Raw genomic sequence first — 24,862 nt, 5'->3', positions numbered from 1 at the left:
GGCCCCCGGACCACCGCTTCGCAGCCGAGCCCGACAGCCGACAGAACGCCACCAGGATGGTGAACACCGACATGAACGACTTTTCTCTCAGCGCCAGCGGCCTGTACACCGGGCCGCAGGTGGACAACCGCTACATCGTGCCGCGCTTCGTGGAGCGCACCTCGCAGGGCGTGCGTGAGTACGACCCGTACGCGAAGCTCTTCGAGGAGCGCGTGATCTTCCTCGGCGTGCAGATCGATGACGCCTCCGCCAACGACGTCATGGCGCAGCTGCTGTGCCTGGAGTCGATGGACCCGGACCGCGACATCTCGATCTACATCAACAGCCCCGGTGGCTCGTTCACCGCGCTGACGGCGATCTACGACACGATGCAGTTCGTGAAGCCGGACATCCAGACGGTCTGCATGGGCCAAGCGGCCTCCGCCGCGGCCATCCTGCTCGCCGCCGGTACGCCCGGTAAGCGGATGGCTCTGCCCAACGCGCGTGTGCTGATCCACCAGCCGTCCAGCCAGACCGGCCGGGAGCAGCTGTCCGACCTGGAGATCGCGGCCAACGAGATCCTGCGGATGCGTGCGCAGCTCGAGGAGATGCTGGCCAAGCACTCCACGACGCCGATCGAGAAGATCCGCGACGACATCGAGCGCGACAAGATCCTCACCGCTGAAGAGGCCCTTGCGTACGGTCTGGTCGACCAGATCGTCTCCACGCGCAAGAGCACCGGCGCAACGCTCGGCTGACCAGCTGCCCAAGGACTTGCCACCCCTTGGTGTGATTCGGAGTGATTCACGTCAATGTGAACCACGCCAAGGGGGGCCCGAACGGGGGCCCCGGCAAGGTACCGTCGGATATGAGGCACCAGGAGCCGCTGAACCAGGCGTCTCCCAGGCGAAGGGGAAGCACCTCGTGGCACGCATCGGTGACGGCGGCGACCTGCTCAAGTGCTCGTTCTGCGGAAAGAGCCAGAAGCAGGTGAAGAAGCTCATCGCAGGCCCCGGTGTGTACATCTGCGACGAGTGCATCGACCTCTGCAACGAGATCATCGAGGAGGAGCTCGCAGAGACCTCCGAGGTGCGGTGGGAGGAACTCCCAAAGCCGCGGGAGATCTACGAGTTCCTCGAGGGGTACGTCGTAGGGCAGGAGCCCGCGAAGAAGGCCCTCTCGGTAGCGGTGTACAACCACTACAAGCGCGTCCAGGCCGGTGAGAACGGCGGTGGCACGTCCCGGGACGACGCGATCGAACTCGCCAAGTCCAACATCCTGCTGCTCGGGCCCACCGGGTCCGGCAAGACGCTGCTCGCCCAGACGCTGGCCCGCATGCTCAACGTCCCTTTCGCCATTGCCGACGCGACGGCGCTGACGGAGGCCGGCTATGTCGGTGAGGACGTCGAGAACATTCTGCTGAAGCTGATCCAGGCCGCGGACTACGACGTCAAGAAGGCCGAGACCGGCATCATCTACATCGACGAGATCGACAAGGTCGCCCGTAAGAGCGAGAACCCGTCGATCACGCGTGACGTGAGCGGTGAGGGCGTCCAGCAGGCGCTGCTCAAGATCCTTGAGGGCACGACCGCTTCGGTCCCCCCGCAGGGCGGACGCAAGCACCCGCACCAGGAGTTCATCCAGATCGACACGACGAACGTGCTCTTCATCGTGGGCGGCGCCTTCGCCGGCCTCGAGAAGATCATCGAGTCGCGGGCGGGCGCGAAGGGCATCGGCTTCGGCGCGACGATCCGTTCCAAGCGGGAGATCGAGGCGAGCGACCAGTTCCAGGAGGTCATGCCGGAGGACCTGGTGAAGTTCGGGATGATCCCCGAGTTCATCGGTCGCCTCCCGGTCATCACGTCCGTACACAACCTGGACCGGGAAGCCCTGCTCCAGATCCTGGTCGAGCCGCGCAACGCGCTGGTGAAGCAGTACCAGCGGCTGTTCGAACTCGACGGCGTGGAGCTGGACTTCGAGCGCGAGGCGCTCGAAGCGATCGCGGACCAGGCGATCCTCCGCCAGACGGGCGCGCGGGGTCTGCGCGCGATCATGGAGGAGGTGCTGATGTCGGTGATGTACGAGGTGCCGTCCCGCAAGGACGTGGCCCGCGTGGTCATCACGGCGGACGTGGTCCGCTCGAACGTGAACCCGACGCTGGTGCCGAGGATCCTGGGCAAGGGCGAGCGACACGAGAAGTCGGCGTAACTCCCGCTGTACGCAAGCAGAAGGGGCGCCCGGCCAGTGAACTGGCCGGGCGCCCCTGGGCTGTTGCCTCAGACCTTGGTGCGAGACGTGTTGTAGAGCTTGGCCGTCAGCTCGGCGACCTGGTCCTGTGTGAAGCCCTTGCCGGTGCCGAAGAGCTGCTCCATGTCGATGGCGTTCACCACGCCGAGGGTGCTGTGGTCGGCCCAGATGCACATGGGGATCACGAATTCCTTCGACACCGGGTTGTCTGACGATTTGACGGGGATGAGCTTGGCGCTCTGGCACTTCATCAGAGCGCCTTCGAACCCGGCCGGCTCGACTGCCTTGGGGCTGCCGACGAGTTCAACTGTGACGTCCTTGTCCTTCTCGTCGTCATCGCCTTCCGCCACCAAGGTGAAGGAGCCGTCGATTGCCTTCTCGGGGTCCTCGATCTCGCCCCACAGGCCGCCCAGGGTCAGCACCTTGCCCTTGAGGGGATCGGCCTCGCTGCCGCTCTTGTACTCGGCGGTCTCCTCCGTGGCGTTCTTGACTCCCAGCGCTTCGGCTTCCTTCTTGTCCTTGTCGGTGAACGGGTCGGACTTCTTCGAAGGGTTCTTCTTGTACTCCCCGACCGTCTCCGGCGCGACGAGCTTGTATCCCTTGGTGTCATCGGCGACGGCACCGTTGCCCCCGCGGCCGGTCAGGAAGTACACCCCTCCGCCGATCACCGCGAGCGCTACCACCACCGCGCCGATGATCAGGCCGCCCGTCTTCTTCTTCGGGGCCGCGGGCGGCGGCGGGACCTGGCCGTACGGGGGCTGGGGCTGCTGGCCGTACGGGCCCGGCTGCTGGGGCTGGCTGTAGCCGCCCTGCTGCGGGTAGCCGTAGCCCGGCTGCTGCGGCGGGACGCCCTGCGGGGCCTGCTGGGGGTAGCCGTAGCCGGGCTGGGGGGCCTGCGGCTGCTGGCCGTACGGGCCCGGCTGGCCCTGCGGCTGACCGTAAGGACCCGGCTGACCGTACGGTCCGGGCTGCTGCGGCTGCTGCCCACCGTACGGGCCCGGCTGGTTGTAGCTCATTCCTGGTTCCCCTCCAGATACTTATGTGTTCCGAACATCCTGTCGGAAGCGGATGGATCGCGGGGCGCCGGGGGCCACAGCGTTACGGACATTCCCGTTTCAGTACGGCCCTGTGACACCTCTAAACTGTGGCTCGTGACCGAGAACACTCAGCAGACGCCAGCATCCACTCCCACGGTGCCTACTCAAAGCTTGCCGACCCAGTACGCGCCGGCCCAGGTAGAGGGGAAGCTGTACGAGCGCTGGGTAGAGCGCGGTTACTTCGCGGCGGACCCCAAGAGCGAGAAGCCCGCGTACACCATCGTCATCCCGCCGCCGAACGTCACCGGCAGCCTGCATCTCGGGCACGCCTTCCAGCACACGCTCATGGACGCCCTCACCCGCCGCAAGCGGATGCAGGGGTACGAGTCGCTGTGGCTGCCCGGCATGGACCACGCCGGTATCGCCACCCAGAACGTCGTCGAGCGCGAGCTCGCCAACGAGGGCGTCTCCCGCCACGACCTCGGCCGGGATGCCTTCGTCGAGCGCGTGTGGGACTGGAAGGAAGAGTACGGCGGCAGGATCCTCGGTCAGATGCGCCGCCTCGGCGACGGTGTCGACTGGTCGCGCGAGCGCTTCACCATGGACGAGGGGCTGTCCAAGGCCGTCCAGACCATCTTCAAGAAGCTGTACGACGACGAGCTGATCTACCGCGCCGAGCGCATCATCAACTGGTGCCCCCGCTGTCTGACGGCCATCTCGGACATCGAGGTGGAGTACCAGGACGACGACGGCGAGCTGGTCTCGATCAAGTACGGCGAGGGTGCGGACACGCTCGTCGTCGCGACCACGCGGGCCGAGACGATGCTCGGTGACACGGCCGTCGCCGTGCACCCGGACGACGAGCGGTACGCGCGCCTCATCGGCAAGCAGATCAAGCTGCCGCTGACCAACCGCAGTATTCCGGTCGTCGCCGACACGCACGTGGACCCGGAGTTCGGGACCGGTGCGGTCAAGGTGACCCCGGCGCACGACCCGAACGACTTCGCCATCGGCCAGCGGCACAACCTCGAGTCGTTGACCGTCATGGACGAGCGCGGTGTCATCACCGTCCACGGCCCCTTCCAGGGTCTGGACCGCTTCGAGGCTCGCTCCACGATCGTCGGCGCGCTGCGCGCCGAGGGCCGCATCGTCGCCGAGAAGCGGCCGTACACGCACTCCGTCGGGCACTGTTCGCGCTGCAAGACGACGCTTGAGCCGCGCCTGTCCATGCAGTGGTGGGTCAAGGTCGAGCCGCTGGCGAAGGCCGCCGGTGACGCGGTCCGCGACGGCAAGGTCCAGATCCACCCGCAGGACATGTCGAAGCGGTACTTCGACTGGGTCGACAACATGCACGACTGGTGCATCTCGCGCCAGCTGTGGTGGGGTCACCGGATCCCCGTCTGGTACGGGCCGGAGGGCGAGGTCGTCTGCGTCGGCCCCGACGAGCAGCCGCCCGCCGGCGAAGGCTGGACGCAGGACCCGGATGTCCTGGACACCTGGTTCTCCTCGGGCCTGTGGCCGTTCTCGACCCTTGGCTGGCCGGAACAGACCCCGGATCTCGAGAAGTTCTACGCGACCGACGTCCTGCTCACCGGCCACGACATCATCTTCTTCTGGGTCGCCCGGATGATGATGTTCGGCCTGTACGCGATGGATGGCGAGCCGCCGTTCCACACGATCGCGCTCACGGGGCTGGTCCGCGACCAGTTCGGCAAGAAGATGTCGAAGTCCTCCGGCACCGCCGTCGACCCGCTGGACTGGATGGACGCGTACGGCTCCGACGCCGTCCGCTTCACCCTCGCCAAGGGCGCCAACCCCGGCACCGACGTGCCGATCGGCGAGGACTGGGTCCAGGCCTCCCGCAACTTCGCCAACAAGATCTGGAACGCGACGCGCTTCGCGCTGATGAACGGTGCGACGGTCGAGGGTGAACTGCCGCCCGTCGAGGAGCTGTCGGCGACCGACCGGTGGATCCTGTCGCGGCTGAACGCCACGGTCGCGGAAGTCGACGCGTACTACGACGACTACCAGTTCGCGAAGCTCGCCGACGCGCTCTACCACTTCGCCTGGGACGAGGTCTTCGACTGGTACGTCGAGCTGTCCAAGACGACGTTCTTCGAGGGCGGCGAGCAGGCGCGGGTCTCCGGACGGGTGCTGGGTGAAGTCCTCGACGTGACGCTCAGGCTGCTCCATCCGGTCGTCCCCTTCGTCACCGAGACGCTGTGGACCACGCTCACCGGCCGCGAGTCCGTCGTGATCGCCGACTGGCCGAAGGACAGCGGCTTCCGTGACACCGCCGCCGAGCGGGAGATCGGGAACCTCCAGCAGGTGATCACCGAGGTCCGCCGGTTCCGCGCCGACCAGGGTCTGCAGCCGGGCCAGAAGGTCCCGGCCCGCCTGGACCTGTCCGGTACGGAGCTCGCGGCGCATGAGGCGGCCATCCGCCAGCTGCTGCGTCTGCAGCCCGAGGGCGAGGGCTTCAGCGCCACTGCGACCCTGCCGGTCGCCGGCGCGACCGTCGCCCTGGACCTGTCCGGGACGATCGACGTCGCGGCCGAGCGCAAGCGGCTGGCCAAGGACCTTGCCGCGGCGGAGAAGGAGCGCTCCCAGGCGGAGGGCAAGCTCGGCAACGAGGCGTTCCTCGCGAAGGCCCCGGACAACGTCGTGGACAAGATCCGCGGGCGGCTGGCCAAGTCGGAGGCGGACATCGCCCGTATCCAGGCGCAGCTGGAGAGCCTGCCGCAGGCCTGACCGCCCCTGGGTCCTGTCGTCAAAGTCCCCGGCCGGGCGACGTCCGGCCCGCCCCGCGGGCAGACGACGCTACTTTGACGGCACTCCCCAGCGCCTGCGAAACGAACCCGAGGTCCCCTGGACCGCACACCGGTCCGGGGGCCGTCGGGCTTTGGGCCCTCGCCCCCGCCCCCCCCGCCCCCGCCCCCGGCCTCGACCCGACAGACCACGCCCTGCCCGGCCGGCGGCCCGGGCCCGCTCCCGGCCCCCGCCCCGCCCCCGCCCCCCGCTTCGGCAGGGCGGTAGGCCGTCCTGTCGGTGGTTCTCCGTAGACTGGCCTTGTGAGTGAGCAGCCCGACCCCACCGACCGCTTCGACGAGATCGTCGAAGCCGCAACCGACCGTGATCCCGACCTGGGGGTGATCGAGGCCGGGAGCCGCACGCTGCGCACCCAGGCCGGGCCGCCGCAGGGCGACCCCGTGCCCGCCCGCCCGCAGGACCCGGAGGTCGACAAGGCGCTGCGGGAGGTGGAGAACGAGCTCGCGGGCCGCTGGGGCGAGACCAAGCTGGAGCCGTCGGTGACGCGCATCGCGGCGCTGATGGACGTGCTGGGCGAGCCGCAGCACGCGTACCCCTCGATCCACATCACCGGCACCAACGGCAAGACCAGCACCGCCCGCATGATCGAGACGCTGCTCAGTGCCTTCGAGCTGCGCACCGGGCGGTACACGAGCCCGCACGTCCAGTCGATCACCGAGCGGATCAGCCTGGACGGGGCACCGATCGACGCCGCCCGGTTCGTCGAGGCGTACCGCGACATCTACCCGTACGTGGAGATGGTCGACGTCGGGGAGCAGTACCGGCTGTCGTTCTTCGAGGTACTGACCGGCATGGCGTACGCGGCGTTCGCGGACGCCCCGGTGGACGTCGCCGTCGTCGAGGTCGGCATGGGCGGCAGTTGGGACGCGACGAACGTCATCGACGCGTCGGTCGCCGTGGTCACCCCGATCGACCTGGACCACACCGAGCGCCTCGGCTCCACTCCCGGCGAGATCGCGGAGGAGAAGGGCGGCATCATCAAGCAGGGGTCGACCGTGATCCTCGCGCAGCAGCCGGTGGACGCCGCGCAGGTGCTGCTCAAGAAGGCCGTCGAGGTGGACGCCACGGTGGCCCGGGCCGGCATGGAGTTCGGCGTGGTCTCGCGCGAGGTCGCGGTGGGCGGCCAGCAGTTGACGCTGCGCGGACTCGGCGGCGAGTACGAGGACATCTTCCTGCCGCTGCACGGCGCGCACATGGCGCAGAACGCCGCGGTGGCCCTCGCCGCGGTCGAGGCGTTCTTCGGCATCGGCGCGGAGCAGCCCCGCTCGCTGGACGTCGACACGGTCCGCAAGGCGTTCGCCTCGGTGGTCTCGCCGGGCCGTCTGGAGGTCGTACGGAGCAGTCCGACCGTGATCCTCGATGCCGCGCACAACCCGGCCGGTGCCCGCGCCACGGCGGAGGCGGTCACCGAGGCGTTCGGGTTCAGCCGCCTCGTCGGGGTGGTCGGTGCGAGCGACGGCAAGGATGTGAAGGGGCTCTTCGAGGCCTTCGAGCCGATCTTCGCCGAGGTCGTCGTCACCCAGAACTCCAGCCACCGGTCGATGGACTCCGACAAGCTCGCGGCGATCGCCGTCGAGGTCTTCGGCCCGGACCGGGTGCAGGTCGAGTCGCGGCTCGACGACGCACTGGAGGCGGCGATCACCCTCGCCGAGGAGGAGGCCGAGTACGCCGGAGCGGGCGTGCTGGTCACCGGTTCCGTGATCACGGTCGGCGAGGCCCGGCTGCTCCTGAGGAGGGCCTGACCCATGCGAACGCTGTGTGCGAGCACGCTCATCGGCGAGTTCTTCGTCATCGGCTTCGCGGGACTGGTCGCCATGAAGGGCGATCTGTCCGCGGCCACGGTCTGGACGGTGTGCGGCATCGGGATGCTGCTGTCCGTCCTGCTCTGCGGGATGCTGAGCCGCCCCGGCGCGGTGCAGACCGGCTGGGCGCTCCAGATCGGGTTGATCGCTAGCGGGTTCGTCGTCACCGAGATGTTCATCCTCGGCGCGGTCTTCGCGGCGCTGTGGTGGGCCTCGGTGCACTACGGGCGGCAGATCGACGAGGCGAAGGCGCGCTGGGCCGCCCATGCCGAGGCCCAGGCGTCCGCCGGGCCTGACGCTGCGTAGCGCCTGACGCTGCGTGACCGTTCCGCCATTCGGCCCTGTAGCCTCGGCGTCGGAGCACCCGCTCACCGACGTACGTACAAAGGAGCTCGCACCGTGAGCCAGCGCACCCTCGTCCTGCTCAAGCCCGATGCCGTACGCCGCGGCCTGATCGGCGAGATCATCGGCCGGATCGAGCGCAAGGCGAACTGGACCATCCCCGCGCTGGAGCTGCGCACGCTGGACCAGGACACCCTCGAGGCGCACTACGGAGAGCACAAGGGCAAGCCCTTCTACGAGCCGCTGGTGGACTTCATGTCCTCCGGGCCGGTCGTCGCCCTGGTGGTCGAGGGCGAGCGGGTCATCGAGGGCGTGCGTGCGCTGGCCGGCCCGACCGACCCGATCGCCGCCGCGCCCGGCTCGATCCGTGGCGATTTCGGCACCATCGTCCGGGAGAACCTGATCCACGCCTCGGACTCCGAGGAGTCCGCGGAGCGCGAGCTGAAGCTGTTCTTCCCCTCCTTTTCCTGAGCCATGTTCTGACGAGGCATCAGCCATATAGCGCTCACCACCTGGGGCGACCGAATTAATTTCGGTCGCCCTTCGGTATACGTACGGCGATCCCGGGAACGCATCGACCCGACGCAACGTCACCATTACTGGGGCGGGTACGTGTTCCGCAGACTTTGACGGAGTCCCCTCGCGCGGTGTCGCACCTGCGGCACTACGATGGTCCTTCACCCACACACCCACCTCGCCGACCTACAAGCCCGCAGCTCCACCTGGGAAGGCCAGACGTATCTCCATGGGGAACAACATGTCGTTCATCGGCCGTGACATGGCGATCGACCTCGGGACCGCCAATACGCTGGTGTACGTCAGGGGCCGGGGAATCGTCCTCAACGAGCCGTCCGTCGTCGCCATCAACACGAACACCGGCGGAATCCTCGCGGTCGGCTCCGAGGCGAAGAAGATGATCGGCCGCACGCCCGGCAACATCGTCGCGGTCCGGCCGCTCAAGGACGGCGTCATCGCCGACTTCGAGATCACCGAGCGTATGCTCCGCTACTTCATCCTGAAGATCCACAAGCGTCGCTATCTGGCGCGCCCGCGTGTCGTCGTCTGCGTCCCCTCCGGTATCACCGGGGTCGAGCGCCGCGCCGTCATCGAGGCATCCACCCAGGCCGGCGCCCGCCAGGTGCACATCATCGAGGAGCCGATGGCCGCGGCGATCGGCGCGGGCCTGCCGGTCCACGAGGCAACCGGCAACATGGTGGTGGACATCGGCGGCGGGACCACCGAGGTGGCCGTCATCTCGCTCGGCGGAATCGTTACCGCTCAGTCGATCAGGGTGGCCGGCGACGAGCTGGACAACGCGATCATCCAGCACATCAAGAAGGAGTACTCCCTCCTTCTCGGTGAGCGCACGGCCGAACAGATCAAGATCACCATCGGCTCGGCGTTCGACCTGGACAAGGACGAGCACACCGAGATCCGCGGCCGTGACCTGGTCTCCGGTCTGCCCAAGACCGTGGTCATCTCAGCCGCCGAGGTCCGCAAGGCCATCGAGGAGCCGGTCAACGCGATCGTCGACGCGGTCAAGACCACGCTCGACAAGTGCCCACCCGAGCTCTCCGGCGACGTCATGGACCGCGGCATCGTCCTCACCGGCGGCGGCGCACTGCTGCGCGGCCTGGACGAGCGGCTGCGCCGCGAGACGGGTATGCCGATCCACATCGCGGAGGATCCGCTGGACTCGGTGGCACTCGGGTCCGGCAAGTGCGTGGAGGAGTTCGAGGCGCTCCAGCAGGTGCTGGACGCTCAGCCCCGTAGGTGACCCGCAGCGACGGTTCACGTGACGATTCACCCTGAATCCGCCGTACGGGGCCTGACTTCCCGTACGGCGGATCGTTGATATACACGCACAGTAATTTCGACGAGGAAGGCACGGCCGCCGCACGTGAGGGACACACGAGAGAGCCGGCTGCTCCTGGTGCTGCTGATCGCCATCGCGTTCGCACTGATCACGGTGGACATCCGCGGCGGAGAGGAGTCACCGGTCGACGGTGCCCGGCAGGCCGCCGCCACGGTGTTCGGCCCGGTCGAGAACGGGGTCGCCTCCGCGGTCGACCCGGTCGGCAACGCCATAGGGGCGGTACGCGACTCCGGTGAGCGCCACAACCGGATCACCGAGCTGGAGCGGGAGAACGCCGCGCTGAAGGCCAGGCTCGGCAGCGACGACCGCAACCGCAGCCGCGTCCGCGAGCTCGACAACATGCTCAAGAAGGCCGGCGCCGGGCAGTACGGAATCAAGGGCGCCGAGGTCATCGCGATAGGAGCGGCCCAGGGCTTCTCCTGGACCGTCACCATCGACGCCGGCAGCAACGACGGCATCAGACGCGACATGACCGTCCTCAACGGCGACGGGCTCGTCGGCCGCGTCACCACCGTCGGCCCGAACACCGCCACCGTCCTCCTCGCCAACGACCCCGACTTCACCGTCGGCACCCGCCTGGAGAACACCGGCGAACTCGGCTTCGCCACCGGCCAGGGCGACCGCGCGCTGCGGGTCCAGCTGCTCAACGGCAAGGCCAAGGTCAAGAAGGGCGACCGCCTGGTGACCTTCGGCTCACGCGGCGCAAGGCCGTTCGTGCCGGGCGTCCCGATCGGCGAGATCATCCGCGTCGACCCGGCCGGCGGCGACCTGACCCGGACCGTCATGGTCCGCCCGTACGTCGGCTTCAGCCGGCTCGACGTCGTCGGCATCGTCGTCCAGCCGCCGCGCGAGGACCCTCGCGACATGGTCCTGCCGCCCAAGCCTGCCCCGCCGAAGCCCACGCCCACGGTCACTGTCACGGTCACCCCCTCGGCGAACGCCCCGGCCGACGGCACCGAGCAGTAGGAGCTGAACCTCATGCGCTTCAACCGGATCCTGCTCTCGACCACCCTGCTGGTCGTCGCTCTGGTCGTCCAGGTGACCGTGCTGGCCCGGCTCCAACTCCCCGGCGCCGTCCCCGACCTGGTGCTTCTCACCGTCCTGGGCCTCGCGCTCGTGTACGGACACGTCAGCGGCGCCCTCATCGGCTTCGGCGCGGGACTGCTCTCCGACCTCGCTCCGCCGGCCGACCACGCCGCGGGCCGCTACGCGCTCGTCCTCTGCGTGACCGGCTATCTGGCGGGCCTCGCCAAGCCGGAGACCGGGCGGCTGCGCTCCGCCACCGGGCCGATGGCCGTGGTGGTCGCCGCGGCGATCGGCTCGACGCTGCTGTACGCGGGAGTGGGCGCCTTGGTCGGTGACACCGCCGCCCGTCATGTCGGCCTCACCGGGCTGCTGTTCACCGCGGTCGTGTACGACCTGGTGCTCGCCCCCTTCACCGTGCCGCTGATCATTGCCCTGGCGAGACGCGCCGAGAACGATCCGCTCGCCGAGACCCAGAAGGGCGGCGGCGCCGGCACCGATGTCGCGTCCGGCTGGCTCTCCTCGGGCACCGGGCTGCGTATCGGCAACCAGCGCGGCGGCCTGCGGATCAGGGCGGCGAAGAGCAGGGCGGCCAGGGCAGGACGTATCAAGGGGGTCAAGAGGCTGTGAGCAACATTCCCGAGACGGGTCGCACCACACGGGTCCAGATCCGGCTCGTCGCCATCCAGGTCCTCGTCTACTCCCTCCTCCTCACCCTCGGCGGGCGCCTCTGGTACCTCCAGATCCGCAACGGCGAGGAGTACACCGACGAGGCCAAGAACAACCATGTCCAGCAGGTCGTCCAGCCCGCCGTACGCGGCTCGATCCTCGATGCCCGCGGCGTCCCGCTCGCCGACAACGAGACCCGCCTCGTCGTCTCCGCCAGCCGCACCGAGCTGATGAAGATGAAGGACGACGGGAAGGCCGTGCTCGGCCGCCTCGCCGAAGTCCTGGACATGAAGCCCAAGGACGTCGCGGACAAGGTCCGGCTGTGCGACTCCAAGACCCCGCAGCCCTGCTGGAACGGCTCGCCGTACCAGCCGATCCCGGTCACCGACGAGGCCACCACGCAGCAGGCGCTGCAGATCCGCGAGCGCGCCGAGGACTTCCCCGGCATCACCGCGGAGCCCACCGCCGTGCGCCGCTACCCCGCGCCCGGCAAGTCCAACACCGCCCAGGTCCTCGGCTACCTTTCCCCGGTCACCGACGAAGAGATCAAGAAGGCCGAGCACACCCGCTCGCCGCTGCTGCGCTCGGACCAGATCGGCCGCTCCGGCCTGGAGCGGACGTACGACAGCGAGCTGCGCGGCAAGGCAGGCGTCACCCGGTACGAGGTGGACAACCTGGGCCGGGTCATTGGCGAGGCCAACAACGACGCGGCCGAGCCCGGTGCCCACGTCGTCACCAGCATCGACGCGCGGGTGCAGGCGGTCGCCGAGTACCAGCTCGACGCCGCCATGAAGGAAGCCCGCAAGCAGCACGACCGCAACACCAACACGAACTACAAGGCCGACGCGGGCGCCGTCGTCGTCCTGGAGTCGAAGACCGGCCGCGTGGTGGCGATGGCCTCCAACCCGACGTACGACCCGAACGCCTGGGTCGGCGGGATCTCCGGCAAGGACTACGCCAGGCTCACCAGCAAGGCATCCAACTACCCGCTGCTGAACCGTGCCATCCAGGGGCAGGCGGCCCCCGGCTCGATCTTCAAGGTCGTCCCCACCACCGCCGCGGTCAACGCGGGCTACGACTTCAACGGCCGCTACCCGTGCCCCAGCTCGTACTCCGTCGGCGGCCAGGTCTTCAAGAACTTCGAGTCCCAGGGGCACGGCAGCATCAGCCTCGGCAAGGCCCTCGAAGTCTCCTGCGACACCGTCTACTACGGCCTCGCCCACCAGCAGTGGCAGAAGGACGGCGGCAACAAGCCCAAGAAGAACCCGGCGGACTGGTTCTACAAGACCGCCCACCAGTTCGGCCTCGGCGCGGAGACCGGCATCGACCTCCCCAACGAGGTCACCGGCCGCGTCCCCGACCGCCAGTGGAAGAAGGACTTCTGGGCGGCCAACAAGGACAGCTGGTGCAAGCAGGGCAAGAGGGGCGGCACCTACGTCGAACTGCTCGCCTACGAGAACTGCCTCGAAGGCATGAAGATGCGCGCCGGTGACTCCGTCAACTACTCGATCGGCCAGGGCGACACGCTGGTCACCCCGATCCAGATGGCCACCATCTACGCCGCCATCTCCAACGGCGGCACGATGTACAACCCGAGCGTCGGCAAGGCGATCATCAGCCCGGACGGCAAGACGGTCCAGGAGATCAAGCCCAAGTCGCACGGCAAGCTGCCGATGGACGCCAAGACGCGCAAGCTGATAGACGATGCCCTCGCGGGAGTCGCGACCCGCGGTACCGCCGCCTGGCGATTCGGCGGCTGGCCGCAGGACAAGATCCCGATGCACGCCAAGACCGGTACGGCCGAGGTCTACGGCAAGCAGACGACATCCTGGTTCGCCACCTACACCGACGACTACACGATCGTGATGACGATCTCCCAGGGTGGTACGGGTTCCGGGGCCTCCGGTCCGTTCGTGCGCAACATCTACGACGAGCTGTACGGCCTGGACAAGGAAGGCAAGCAGGACCTCAAGAAGGCGCTGCTGCCCCAGCCCCAGCAGGCCCTGCCGAAGATCGAGAAGGACGGTTCGATCTACGCGCCGCAGATCAGGCCGTACGTGCCGGCGAAGCCCGAGGACGAGAACAAGCAGCAGATCGCGGTCGGGAGGAGGGACTGATGGCCGGCACCCACGGCTTCTCCGTCTCGCGGTACACCCCCGACCGCGGCGTCTGGTCCAAGCTCACCGCCCGTGACTCGGTGATGCGCAGGCTCGACTGGCCGCTGCTCTTCTCGTCGCTGGCACTGTCCGCCGTCGGCTCGCTGCTGGTGTGGTCCGCGACCCGCAACCGGACCCAGCTCAACCAGGGCGACCCGTACTACTTCTTCTTCCGGCACGCCCTGAACACCGGCATCGGCCTGGCGCTGATGATCGGCACGATCTGGCTCGGGCACCGCACCCTGCGGGGAGCGGTCCCGGTCCTGTACGGGCTCTCGGTCGTACTCGTGCTGCTGGTCCTCACCCCGCTCGGCGCGACGATCAACGGCGCGCACGCGTGGATCGTGATCGGCGGCGGCTTCTCGCTCCAGCCGTCCGAATTCGTCAAGATCACGATCATCCTGGGCATGGCGATGCTCCTGGCGTCCCGGGTCGACGCCGGCGACCAGCTCCATCCCGACCACCGCACCGTCGTCAAGGCCCTCGCCCTCGCGGTCCTGCCCATGGCGATCGTCATGCTGATGCCGGACCTCGGCTCGGTCATGGTGATGGCGGTGATCGTCCTCGGTGTCCTGCTCGCCTCGGGCGCCTCCAACCGCTGGGTCTTCGGCCTGCTCGGCACGGGTGCGATCGGCGCCGTCCTGGTCTGGCAGCTCGGCGTGCTCGACGAGTACCAGATCAACCGCTTCGCCGCCTTCGCCAACCCGGAGCTCGACCCGGCCGGCGTCGGTTACAACACCAACCAGGCGCGGATCGCGATCGGCTCCGGCGGCCTCACCGGCACGGGCCTGTTCAAGGGCTCGCAGACCACCGGCCAGTTCGTCCCCGAGCAGCAGACCGACTTCGTCTTCACCGTCGCGGGGGAGGAGCTCGGCTTCCTGGGCGCGGGACTGATCCTGCTGCTGCTGGGCGTGGTGCTGTGGCGCGCCTGCCGGATCGCCCGCGAGACGACCGAGCTGTACGGCACGGTCGTCGCCGCCGGGATCATCGCCTGGTTCGCCTTCCAGTCCTTCGAGAACATCGGCATGACGCTCGGCATCATGCCGGTGGCGGGCCTTCCGCTGCCGTTCGTCTCGTACGGCGGATCCTCGATGTTCGCGGTCTGGGTGGCGATCGGACTGCTGCAGTCCATCCGCGTACAACGTCCGATGTCGGCGTAGACCTGCAAAGGGAAGTCATTCGCGACTAAATTCGGTCTATGGCGGACACGAAGCGCGAGATCGAGCGGAAATTCGAGTTCACAGCGGCCGACGGCCGGACCCGGCTGCCCGACCTGACCCGGGTGGCCGGGGTGGCGGCCGTAGTCGACCAGGGCGTCATGGAGCTCGACGCCACCTACTACGACACCCCGGGCCGGCGGCTCGCCGCCGACTCCATCACGCTGCGCCGCAGAACCGGCGGATCCGACGAGGGCTGGCACCTCAAGCTGCCGGTGGCGCCGGGCGTACGCGACGAGATCCGCGCCCCGCTCACCGCCGGGACCGCGGGGGAGGCGGTGCCGCGCGACCTCCTCGGCCTCGTACGCTCCCGGGTCCGTGACACCGAACTCGTCCCGCTCGTACGCCTGCTGTCCTCCCGCGACGTCCTCCACCTGGTCGACGGGGACGGCACGCTGCTCGCCGAACTGAGCACCGACACGGTCCGCGCGGAACGCCTCGTACCCGGCGGTGGCACGGCCGAATGGACCGAGATCGAGGTCGAACTCGCGGACGGCGGCGACCCCGCGTTCCTCGACGCGGTGGAGAAGAAGCTCCGCAAGGCGGGCGCGCGGGTCTCGGACGCCCCGTCCAAGCTGGCCCGCGCCCTCGCCGAGACCGAGCCGCGCGGCAAGGCGGCCCCCGCGAAGCCGACCGGCGGAGCCGGCCAGAACACGTCCGCGAGCCACGTCCTCGGCTACCTCCGGGAGCAGGTCGCGTCGATCGTCGCGCACGACCCCGCCGTCCGGCGGGACCTGCCCGACTCCGTACACCAGATGCGGGTCGCCACCCGCCGGCTGCGCAGCGCCTTCAAGACGTACCGCAAGGTCCTCGACCGGACCGTCACCGACCCCCTCGGCGACGAACTCAAGTGGCTCGGCGCGGAGCTGGGCGTCGACCGGGACCTGGAGGTACTCACCGAGCGGCTGGAGTCCCGGATCGCCGAGGTGCCCGGAACGCTTCTGCTCGGCCCCGTCGCCGCCCGGCTGCGGATCTGGACCGTGTCCCGCCGCTCCGGCTCCCGCCGCAAGACCCTCGATGTACTGGACAGCAAGCGGTACCTCGCGCTGCTGGAGTCGCTGGACGTCCTGCTCGCCGACCCGCCGCTGCGCTCCGCCGCCTCCCGGTCCCCGCACAAGCTGCTCCCGAAGGCGGTGCTGGGGGACTACGACCGGCTGGCCGGCCGGGTCGAGCACGCGCTCGCCCTCGACCCGGGCGAGGAGCGCGACGTGGCGATGCACGAGGCCCGCAAGGCGGCCAAGCGCGCCCGCTACGCCGCCGAACTGGCGGACCCGGCGCTGGGCAAGCCCGCGAGGCGGTTCGCCAAGCGGATGAAGTCCGTACAGACCCTGCTCGGCGACCACCAGGACAGCGTGGTGGCCCGCGAGTCCCTGCGGACCCTCGCCATCGAGGCGCAGGCGGCGGGCGAGAGCGCCTTCACCTGGGGCCTGCTGTACGGACACGAGGAGGCACAGGCGGTGGAGCGCGAGCGGGAGCTGCCGGAGGTGTGGGCAAAGGCATCCCGGCCGGCGCTGCGCGACGGGCTCACGGCGTAACCGCTCGGGGTGGCGGTCGTTTTATCCATGCACGGGCTTCCCCGCCCATTCGGGGGTGTACCGGGCCTCAAGGCGACCGTCGATCACCGTGCCGGGGGCGGCTCTCAATCGGGTTACGCTTGTGAGTCGCCCCCTGCCAGCTCACGAAGGTTCGCGAGATGTCTGCCGAGACGGTCTTCCCACAGCTCGAAGCTCTGCTCCCGCACGTGCAGAAGCCCATTCAGTACGTCGGCGGTGAGCTGAATTCCACCGTCAAGCCGTGGGAGAGCTGCGACGTCCGCTGGGCACTCATGTACCCGGACGCGTACGAGGTCGGGCTGCCCAACCAGGGCGTCATGATCCTCTACGAGGTGCTCAACGAGCGCGAGGGTGTCCTCGCCGAGCGCACGTACAGCGTGTGGCCGGACCTCGAGGAGCTGATGCGCACACACCAGGTCCCGCAGTTCACTGTCGACTCGCACCGCCCGGTGAAGGCTTTCGACGTCTTCGGGCTCTCCTTCTCCACCGAGCTCGGCTACACCAACATGCTCACGGCCCTGGACCTGGCGGGCATTCCGCTGGACTCCAAGGACCGGACGATCGACGACCCGATCGTGCTCGCGGGCGGCCATGCCGCCTTCAACCCCGAGCCGATCGCGGACTTCATCGACTGCGCGGTCATCGGCGACGGCGAGCAGGCCGTCCTCGACATGACCGAGATCATCCGCACCTGGAAGGCCGAGGGCCGTCCGGGCGGACGTGACGAGGTCCTCTTCCGCCTCGCGAAGACCGGCAGTGTCTACGTCCCGCGCTTCTACGACGTCGAGTACCTGCCGGACGGCCGCATCGCCCGTGTCGTACCGAACAGGTCCGGCGTGCCGTGGCGCGTGTCCAAGCACACCGTCATGGACCTCGATGAGTGGCCCTACCCGAAGCAGCCGCTGGTCCCGCTCGCGGAGACCGTCCATGAGCGGATGTCCGTCGAGATCTTCCGCGGCTGCACCCGCGGCTGCCGTTTCTGCCAGGCCGGCATGATCACGCGCCCCGTACGGGAGCGAAGCATCACCGGCATCGGCGACATGGTCGACCGAGGTCTGAAGGCGACCGGCTTCGAGGAGGTCGGCCTGCTCTCGCTGTCCTCCGCGGACCACAGCGAGATCGGCGACATCGCCAAGGGCCTCGCGGACCGGTACGAGGAAGACAAGATCGGCCTCTCGCTGCCCTCCACCCGCGTGGACGCGTTCAACGTCGACCTGGCGAACGAGCTGACGAGGAACGGCCGTCGCTCCGGTCTCACCTTCGCCCCCGAGGGCGGCTCCGAGCGCATGCGCAAGGTCATCAACAAGATGGTCTCGGAGGAGGACCTGATCCGAACGGTCTCCACCGCGTACGGCAACGGCTGGCGCCAGGTGAAGCTGTACTTCATGTGCGGCCTGCCGACCGAGACCGACGAGGACGTGCTCCAGATCGGCGACATGGCGGTCAAGGTCATCGCCGAGGGCCGCAAGGTCTCCGGCCAGAACGACATCCGCTGCACGGTGTCGATCGGCGGCTTCGTGCCCAAGCCGCACACCCCGTTCCAGTGGGCCCCGCAGCTCTCCGCCGAGGAGACGGACGCCCGCCTGGAGAAGCTCCGCGACAAGATCCGCGGCGACAAGAAGTACGGCCGCTCCATCGGCTTCCGCTACCACGACGGCAAGCCGGGCATCGTCGAGGGCCTGCTCTCGCGCGGTGACCGCCGCATCGGCTCGGTCATCCGCGCCGTCTACGAGTCGGGCGGCCGCTTCGACGGCTGGCGTGAGCATTTCTCGTACGACCGCTGGATGGAGGCCGCCGACAAGACGCTGCCCGAGTTCGGCGTGGACGTGGCCTGGTACACGACGCGTGAGCGTACGTACGAGGAGGTCCTGCCCTGGGACCACCTGGACTCCGGTCTCGACAAGGACTGGCTCTGGGAGGACTGGCAGGACTCACTCGACGAGACCGAGGTCGAGGACTGCCGCTGGACCCCGTGCTTCGACTGCGGCGTCTGCCCTCAGCTCGACCTGGATATTCAAATCGGTCCGACGGGCAAGAAACTGCTGCCGCTGACAGTCGTGAAGTGACCGTCGCCTGAGCCCTCCACGAGCATGCCCCCCACCGGGATCGGTGGGGGGCATGTTTATTCGAGGCGTGATGGAAGGTTTCTGCAGTGCGGTGTCACGGATATCCTGAGGTGCGTGCTTATGAATACTCAGGGAGGTGGTCCGGGTGGCCAAGACCGTGATCGACATCAACGAGGAAGCTCTGGCGCTCGCGGCCCAGGCGCTCGGCACCAAGACGAAGAAGGACACCGTCAACGCGGCGCTCGAGGAAATAGGAGCACGCGTCCGTCGTGAGCGGGCTCTGGCGAAGCTCATCAAGCTCGATGAAGAAGGTGCTTTCGACAAGGGGCGCGAGCCCGGCTTCAAGGAGGAGGTGCGCAAGACGTGGAAGACCCAGGAGGTGCTGGCTTCCTGATCGACACGTCGGCGGCGCACCGGATCATGCGGCCTGAACCGCTGGCGATGTGGAAGTCCGCGCTCACTGCGGGGCGCATCGGCATGTGTGCGGCGACCGAGGTGGAAGCGCTGTACTCGGCGAAGTCGGCCGCTCACTACAGGGAGATGCGCGAGGCGTTCGGGGACCTCTATGCATGGCATGTCGTCCCGGAAGACGCCTGGTTGTCGGTTCTCGAGATGCAGCGCCTCCTGGTGGAGGCCGGCTGCGGACGCTCCGCGGGCCTCGTTGACCTGCTTGTCGCCGCCACGGCCATGCACCACCGCCTCACGGTGCTGCACTACGACCGCGACTTCGAGACCGTCGCCGAGCACATCGGCCTCAGAACCCAGTGGCTTGCTGCGCCGGGATCGATCCACTGAGACGTGAGGCGGGGAGTCCCGGCCCATGGCCGTGGAACCGGTACGGCCCCCGGCGCGTACTCTGGGTAGTGCAACGACTTGTCGCCGGCGCGGCGCCCGCTCCTGAGATCTCTCCGCACATGCGGGGGTGAGCCGGACGGGGCGACGCCGAGGCGGCACCGTCCTGACGTCCCGAGGGCGGCGCGCGAGCGCGCCGCCCCACACCGAGGAGAAGAACCACTGGGCAAGCGACAGCCCGAAGGCCCGCCGCCCGCACCGGCAGTGCAGCGCGTCCGGTTGCGCTACACCAAGCGCGGCCGCCTCCGGTTCACCAGCCACCGTGACTTCCAGCGCGCTTTCGAGCGGGCGCTGCGCCGAGCCGAGGTGCCCATGGCGTACTCGGCCGGTTTCACCCCGCACCCCAAGGTGTCGTACGCCAATGCCGCACCCACCGGCACGGGCAGCGAGGCCGAGTACCTGGAGATCGCCCTCACCGAGGCCCGCGACCCCGACAAGCTGCGCGAGCTGCTCGACGAGTCGCTGCCGGACGGGCTCGACATCACCGACGCCGTCGAGGCCCGGACCTCGGGACTCGCCGACCGGCTGACCGCCTCCGTCTGGGAGCTGCGCCTGGACGGTGTCCCGCTCGCGGACGCCGAACGGGCCGTGGAGACCTTCCTGGCCGCCGAGACCGTCGAGGTCCAGCGCCGCACCAAGAACGGCATGCGCAGCTTCGACGCGCGAGGCGCGGTAGCGGGTCTGGAGGCGCTTCCTCCCCAGGCTGATAGGCCGGTGGACGACGCCTGTGCGATACTGCGGCTGGTAGTACGGCACCTGACACCTGCCGTGCGACCCGACGACGTCCTGTCCGGTCTCCGAGCTGTGGCCGACCTGGCGCCGCCGGTCCCCGCAGCGGTGACCAGGCTGGCGCAGGGGCTCTTCGACGAGGAGTCCGGCACGGTGACCGACCCGCTCGCGCCCGACCGCGAGGCAGTCACGGCCGCCCCACCCAAGGCCGCCGGACTCGCCGCCGCGAAGGCGCCGGAAGGTTCCGCGTAAAAGCGGTCGTCGTTGGCGCAGCCCTGGTACTCGGGAGCCACCTGGGTCGGGCAGCGCACTGACCTGAAGACTTTCGCCAGGCCGTACGCATGTCGCGTACGGAACCGGCGAGCTAGACAACAGCTCCCGTGCGGCGCCCGCGCCCCGGACGGCGGTTCCGCGTTTATCACGCGGACCGTGACGGACCGGAAACAGGCGTGGCGCCCGGGAGCGCGACGGGAGAACCGCCCGCATGCTTGAGCCGAACGAATCCAATGAGCCGGTGCACAACAGCGCCGTAGACAACAGCCCCAGCGACACGCTGCCTCCGCGCCGCCGCCGCGCGGCGTCCCGCCCCGCGGGACCGCCGGTCGCGGCCGAGAACGGGCCCGGGGCAGCAGCGGCACCGGAGGCGGCGGATGCCGCCGCCGGCAACGAGGCCGAGACCGAGGCCGCTCCGGCGGCCCGTACGCGCCGTCGCGCCACCCGTAAGGCGACCGCGCCCTCAGGTGCGCCGGCCGCCGCCGAGACCGCGCCCGACGCGGAGGCCGAGGCTGCCGCTGCGGCCGAGGTCGTGACCCCTGCCGAGGCCGCGACCGAGCCGGCCGTCCCGGCGCGTACGCGCCGTCGGGCGACCCGTAAGGCGACAGCTCCGGCCGGTGCGCCCAAGGGCCCCGAGGCCGAGGCCGACGAGACGGGTGCCCCCGCAGCAGCCGCAGCCGCCCAGAGCGAGGTAGCGGCCGCTGAGGTCGAGACCGAGCCGGCCGTCCCGGCGCGTACGCGCCGTCGGGCGACCCGTAAGGCGACCGCGCCCGCCGGTGCACCGCAGGCCGCCGAGAGCGAGACGATGCCTGACGCGGAGGCCGAGGTCGTGACGGCCGCCGAGGCCGCGACCGAGCCGGCCGCCCCGGCCCGTACGCGTCGTCGTGCCACCCGCAAGGCGACCGCCCCGCAGGCCGAGGTACCCGCCGCAGAGGACGAGGCCGTGGACGAGGACGGCGAGCGTCTGCCCGCGGACGCCGCTGCCGAGATCGCCGCCGAGATCGCCGAGGAGCCGGCCGCCGAGGAGCCGGCCGCCGAGGAGGGGACGCGCAGCCGCCGTCGCCGCCGCGCCGCCGAGCCCGAGGGCGAAGCCGTCACCGTGGCCGACGCCGTCGACGCGCCGCAGGGCCGTGGCCGCCGCCGTGCGACGCGCCAGCCGGTGACCCCTGCTCCGCAGCCCGCCGCCCCGGCCGAGGCCGAGGCGGAGGAGAGCGCGCCCGGGCGTTCGCGCCGCCGTGCGACGCGCCCGACCGTGGCCGTGTTCCAGGCGCCGGTCTTCGCCGAGCCGGTGTTCCAGACCCCCGAGACCGCGGCCGCCGCCGCTGCCGCCGAGGCGGCGGAGCGCGCCGAGCCGGAGGAAGAGGAGGCGGCGGCCCCCGCGCCGCAGGCCGCCTCGCGCCGTCGCCGCCGTCGTGGTGGTGCGGTCGAGCCGGAGCCCGTCGCCGAGCGCGCCGAGGTCGAAGCGCCCGCGGAGGCCGAGGAGTCCGTCGAGGACGAGCGCGCCGAGGACGAGGACACCGACGAGTCCGGCGACCGCCGCGCGCGCCGCCGCCGCCGTGGTGGCCGCCGCCGTCGCCGTGGCGAGTCCGCCGAGCTGGACGAGGCCGGCGAGGGCGAGGAGGGGGAGGACGCCGAGGGCGCTGCCGACCAGGACGAAGAGGAGCACGACGAGCACGAGGACGAGGGTTCCTCCGGGCTCGGGTCGGCTTCCAGCCGTCGTCGCCGTCGTCGTCGCCGCCGCAGCGGTGACGCCGGTCCCGAGGCTGAGACCGGTGCCGGCGCCGACGACCCGGAGCGTACGGTCGTCAAGGTCCGCGAGCCGCGTCCGTCCCGTAAGAGCGAAGAGCCGTCCGACGAGGTGCAGTCCATCAAGGGCTCGACCCGTCTGGAGGCGAAGAAGCAGCGCCGCCGCGAGGGCCGCGAGCAGGGCCGCCGCCGGGTGCCGATCATCACCGAGGCGGAGTTCCTGGCGCGCCGCGAGGCCGTCGAGCGCGTCATGGTCGTCCGCCAGAGCGGCGAGCGCACCCAGATCGGCGTCCTCGAGGACGACGTGCTCGTCGAGCACTACGTCAACAAGGAGCAGGCCACCAGCTACGTCGGCAACGTCTACCTGGGCAAGGTGCAGAACGTACTGCCGTCCATGGAGGCCGCGTTCATCGACATCGGCAAGGGCCGCAACGCCGTCCTGTACGCCGGTGAGGTCAACTTCGAGGCGCTGGGCATGGCCAACGGGCCGCGCCGTATCGAGTCCGCGCTCAAGTCCGGCCAGTCGGTCCTCGTCCAGGTGACGAAGGACCCGATCGGCCACAAGGGCGCCCGCCTCACCAGTCAGGTCTCGCTGCCCGGCCGCTACCTGGTCTACGTGCCCGAGGGCTCGATGACCGGCATCAGCCGCAAGCTGCCCGACACCGAGCGTGCGCGTCTGAAGACCATCCTCAAGAAGATCGTCCCCGAGGACGCGGGCGTCATCGTCCGTACCGCCGCGGAGGGCGCGAGCGAGGACGAGCTGCGCCGCGACGTCGAGCGGCTGCAGCAGCAGTGGGAGGACATCCAGAAGAAGTCGAAGAGCGGTGGCGCCTCGAGCGCGCCGACGCTGCTGTACGGCGAGCCGGACATGACCGTCCGCGTCGTGCGCGACATCTTCAACGAGGACTTCACCAAGGTCATCGTCAGCGGTGACGAGGCGTGGGAGACGATCCACGGTTACGTCAACCATGTCGCCCCGGACCTGACCGACCGGCTGTCCCGGTGGACCTCCGAGGTCGACGTCTTCGCCACGTACCGGATCGACGAGCAGCTGATGAAGGCGCTGGACCGCAAGGTCTGGCTGCCGAGCGGCGGCTCGCTGGTGATCGACAAGACCGAAGCCATGGTCGTGATCGACGTCAACACCGGCAAGTTCACCGGCCAGGGCGGCAACCTCGAGGAGACCGTCACCAGGAACAACCTGGAGGCGGCCGAGGAGATCGTGCGCCAGCTGCGGCTGCGCGACCTGGGCGGCATCGTCGTCGTCGACTTCATCGACATGGTGCTGGAGTCCAACCGGGATCTGGTGCTGCGGCGCATGCTGGAGTGCCTGGGCCGTGACCGTACGAAGCACCAGGTGGCCGAGGTCACTTCGCTGGGCCTGGTCCAGATGACCCGTAAGCGGGTCGGCCAGGGTCTGCTGGAGTCGTTCTCCGAGACCTGCGTGCACTGCAACGGCCGTGGCGTGATCGTGCACATGGAGCAGCCGACTGCCGCCGGTGGCGGGGGCGGCGGCAAGCGTGCCAAGAAGCGCGCCCGTGGCGGTGTGCCGGAGCAGGCGCACGAGCACGAGTTCGTGACGGCGGACACCGAGGCGGAGGCAGAGTCCGAGGCCGAGGTCGCCGCCGAGGCGGCTGTTCCGGTGGCGCTGCCCGAGCCGGAGTTCTCGATGGACGAGGAGCTGTTCAACAGCGTCGAGGAAGCCGAGGCCGCCGCGGGTCTGGTCGGCGGGCGGGGCCGTTCGCGCCGCCGGGCGACCCGTAAGGCGACCGCGCCCGCCGGTGCGCCGAAGTCGGCCGAGCCGACGGAGGAGCCGGTGCCCGCGCCCGCGTCCGAGGCCGTACGGGTCTCCGAGCCGGAGCCGGTCGTCGAGGCCGCCCCGGCCGAGGTCCCCGTGGCCGCGCCCGTGGAGGCCGTCGTCGAGGAGGCCGCGCCGCAGGGCCGGACCCGTCGCCGGGCCACCCGTAAGGCCACGGCACCGGCAGGTTCCCCGAAGCCGGCGGAGGAGGCGGCCCCCGAGGCCGCCGCCGAGATCGTCATCGAGGCACCGGCTCCGGTCGCTGCCCCGGTCGCGGTCGCCGAGGTGCCGGAGCAGCCGGAGGCGCCGGAGCAGCCGGAGCCGGCCGCGCCCCGCGCGCGGCGCCGGGTGACCCGCAAGGTCACCGCGCCCGCCGGTTCGCCGGCCGGTGCCGCCGAGGCCGTCGTCGTGGTGGCGTCCGAGTCGCAGCCCGAGCCCGAGGCGCAGCAGCCCGAGCCGGAGGCGGAGGCCGCCGGGGCGAAGAAGACGGCACGCAAGACGGCCAAGAAGGCCACGGCGAAGAAGGCTGTGACCAAGAAGACGGCCGCCAAGAAGACCGCGGCCAAGAAAACGACCGCCAAGAAGGCGACGAAGAAGACCGTCGCCACGCAGCAGCAGGCGCAGTCGTCGGTGTCGGTTTCGACACAGGACTGAGCGGGGAAGCGGTC

Annotated in this window: 18 protein-coding genes; 17 read left to right on the top strand and 1 reads right to left on the bottom strand. The window is 69.7% G+C overall.

Annotated elements, in window-relative coordinates:
* Positions 1-56: 56 nt before the first annotated feature.
* Positions 57-737, top strand: a complete 681-nt coding sequence (locus NLX86_RS06120) for an ATP-dependent Clp protease proteolytic subunit (RefSeq protein WP_302060992.1) — start codon at positions 57-59, stop codon at positions 735-737.
* A gap of 166 nt (positions 738-903) precedes the next feature.
* A complete protein-coding gene (clpX, locus tag NLX86_RS06115) occupies positions 904-2,187 on the top strand; it encodes an ATP-dependent Clp protease ATP-binding subunit ClpX (RefSeq protein ID WP_254370551.1) in 1,284 nt (427 codons plus the stop codon).
* 68 nt (positions 2,188-2,255) lie between these two features.
* Here the strand turns inward: clpX and NLX86_RS06110 are convergent, their stop codons facing one another.
* On the bottom strand, positions 2,256-3,242 hold the full coding sequence (locus tag NLX86_RS06110) for a hypothetical protein (RefSeq protein ID WP_254370550.1): 987 nt from the start codon (positions 3,240-3,242) through the stop codon (positions 2,256-2,258).
* 135 nt (positions 3,243-3,377) lie between these two features.
* On the opposite strand from NLX86_RS06110, the gene NLX86_RS06105 reads away from it, so the two are divergent.
* From NLX86_RS06105 to NLX86_RS06035, 15 genes are all read left to right on the top strand, one after another.
* A complete protein-coding gene (locus NLX86_RS06105; RefSeq protein ID WP_254370549.1) occupies positions 3,378-6,014 on the top strand; it encodes a valine--tRNA ligase in 2,637 nt (878 codons plus the stop codon).
* A 320-nt stretch (positions 6,015-6,334) separates the two neighbouring features.
* Entirely contained in the window at positions 6,335-7,834 is a 1,500-nt protein-coding gene (locus NLX86_RS06100) for a folylpolyglutamate synthase/dihydrofolate synthase family protein (protein WP_254370548.1), read from the top strand.
* 3 nt (positions 7,835-7,837) lie between these two features.
* Positions 7,838-8,200, top strand: coding sequence for a DUF4233 domain-containing protein (locus tag NLX86_RS06095; protein ID WP_254370547.1), 363 nt, complete (start codon positions 7,838-7,840; stop codon positions 8,198-8,200).
* A gap of 93 nt (positions 8,201-8,293) precedes the next feature.
* Positions 8,294-8,707 carry a nucleoside-diphosphate kinase gene (gene ndk / locus NLX86_RS06090; protein ID WP_254370546.1) on the top strand — a complete coding sequence of 138 codons (414 nt, stop codon included), beginning with the start codon at positions 8,294-8,296 and terminating at the stop codon, positions 8,705-8,707.
* A gap of 286 nt (positions 8,708-8,993) precedes the next feature.
* Positions 8,994-10,013, top strand: coding sequence for a rod shape-determining protein (locus NLX86_RS06085; protein WP_254370697.1), 1,020 nt, complete (start codon positions 8,994-8,996; stop codon positions 10,011-10,013).
* A gap of 123 nt (positions 10,014-10,136) precedes the next feature.
* Positions 10,137-11,078, top strand: coding sequence for a rod shape-determining protein MreC (gene mreC / locus NLX86_RS06080; RefSeq protein WP_254370545.1), 942 nt, complete (start codon positions 10,137-10,139; stop codon positions 11,076-11,078).
* Between the two features lie 12 nt (positions 11,079-11,090).
* Positions 11,091-11,765 carry a rod shape-determining protein MreD gene (gene mreD, locus NLX86_RS06075; protein WP_254370544.1) on the top strand — a complete coding sequence of 225 codons (675 nt, stop codon included), beginning with the start codon at positions 11,091-11,093 and terminating at the stop codon, positions 11,763-11,765.
* Positions 11,762-13,921, top strand: a complete 2,160-nt coding sequence (gene mrdA, locus NLX86_RS06070) for a penicillin-binding protein 2 (protein ID WP_254370543.1) — start codon at positions 11,762-11,764, stop codon at positions 13,919-13,921. The genes mreD and mrdA overlap by 4 nt, the downstream gene beginning before the upstream one ends.
* The gene (rodA, locus tag NLX86_RS06065; RefSeq protein WP_254370542.1) at positions 13,921-15,120 is read left to right on the top strand and encodes a rod shape-determining protein RodA; all 1,200 of its coding nucleotides are present in this window, start codon (positions 13,921-13,923) and stop codon (positions 15,118-15,120) included. Before mrdA ends, rodA begins: the two co-directional genes overlap by 1 nt.
* Positions 15,121-15,158: 38 nt before the next feature.
* Positions 15,159-16,712, top strand: a complete 1,554-nt coding sequence (locus tag NLX86_RS06060) for a CYTH and CHAD domain-containing protein (protein WP_254370541.1) — start codon at positions 15,159-15,161, stop codon at positions 16,710-16,712.
* 158 nt (positions 16,713-16,870) lie between these two features.
* Positions 16,871-18,796: a TIGR03960 family B12-binding radical SAM protein gene (locus tag NLX86_RS06055; protein WP_254370540.1), complete on the top strand. Its 1,926-nt coding sequence runs from the start codon at positions 16,871-16,873 to the stop codon at positions 18,794-18,796.
* A gap of 145 nt (positions 18,797-18,941) precedes the next feature.
* On the top strand, positions 18,942-19,190 hold the full coding sequence (locus NLX86_RS06050; RefSeq protein WP_254370539.1) for a type II toxin-antitoxin system VapB family antitoxin: 249 nt from the start codon (positions 18,942-18,944) through the stop codon (positions 19,188-19,190).
* Positions 19,160-19,591, top strand: a complete 432-nt coding sequence (locus NLX86_RS06045) for a PIN domain nuclease (protein WP_254370538.1) — start codon at positions 19,160-19,162, stop codon at positions 19,589-19,591. The genes NLX86_RS06050 and NLX86_RS06045 overlap by 31 nt, the downstream gene beginning before the upstream one ends.
* A gap of 261 nt (positions 19,592-19,852) precedes the next feature.
* On the top strand, positions 19,853-20,629 hold the full coding sequence (locus NLX86_RS06040) for a TIGR03936 family radical SAM-associated protein (protein ID WP_254370537.1): 777 nt from the start codon (positions 19,853-19,855) through the stop codon (positions 20,627-20,629).
* 232 nt (positions 20,630-20,861) lie between these two features.
* Positions 20,862-24,848 carry an Rne/Rng family ribonuclease gene (locus tag NLX86_RS06035; RefSeq protein WP_254370536.1) on the top strand — a complete coding sequence of 1,329 codons (3,987 nt, stop codon included), beginning with the start codon at positions 20,862-20,864 and terminating at the stop codon, positions 24,846-24,848.
* Positions 24,849-24,862: the final 14 nt, after the last annotated feature.

It is taken from the genome of Streptomyces sp. A3M-1-3 (assembly GCF_024213665.1).
Classification (GTDB): Bacteria; Actinomycetota; Actinomycetes; order Streptomycetales; family Streptomycetaceae; genus Streptomyces.
Note: the sequence above shows the minus strand (reverse complement) of the source record. Positions and strands in the feature narration are given on the sequence as shown.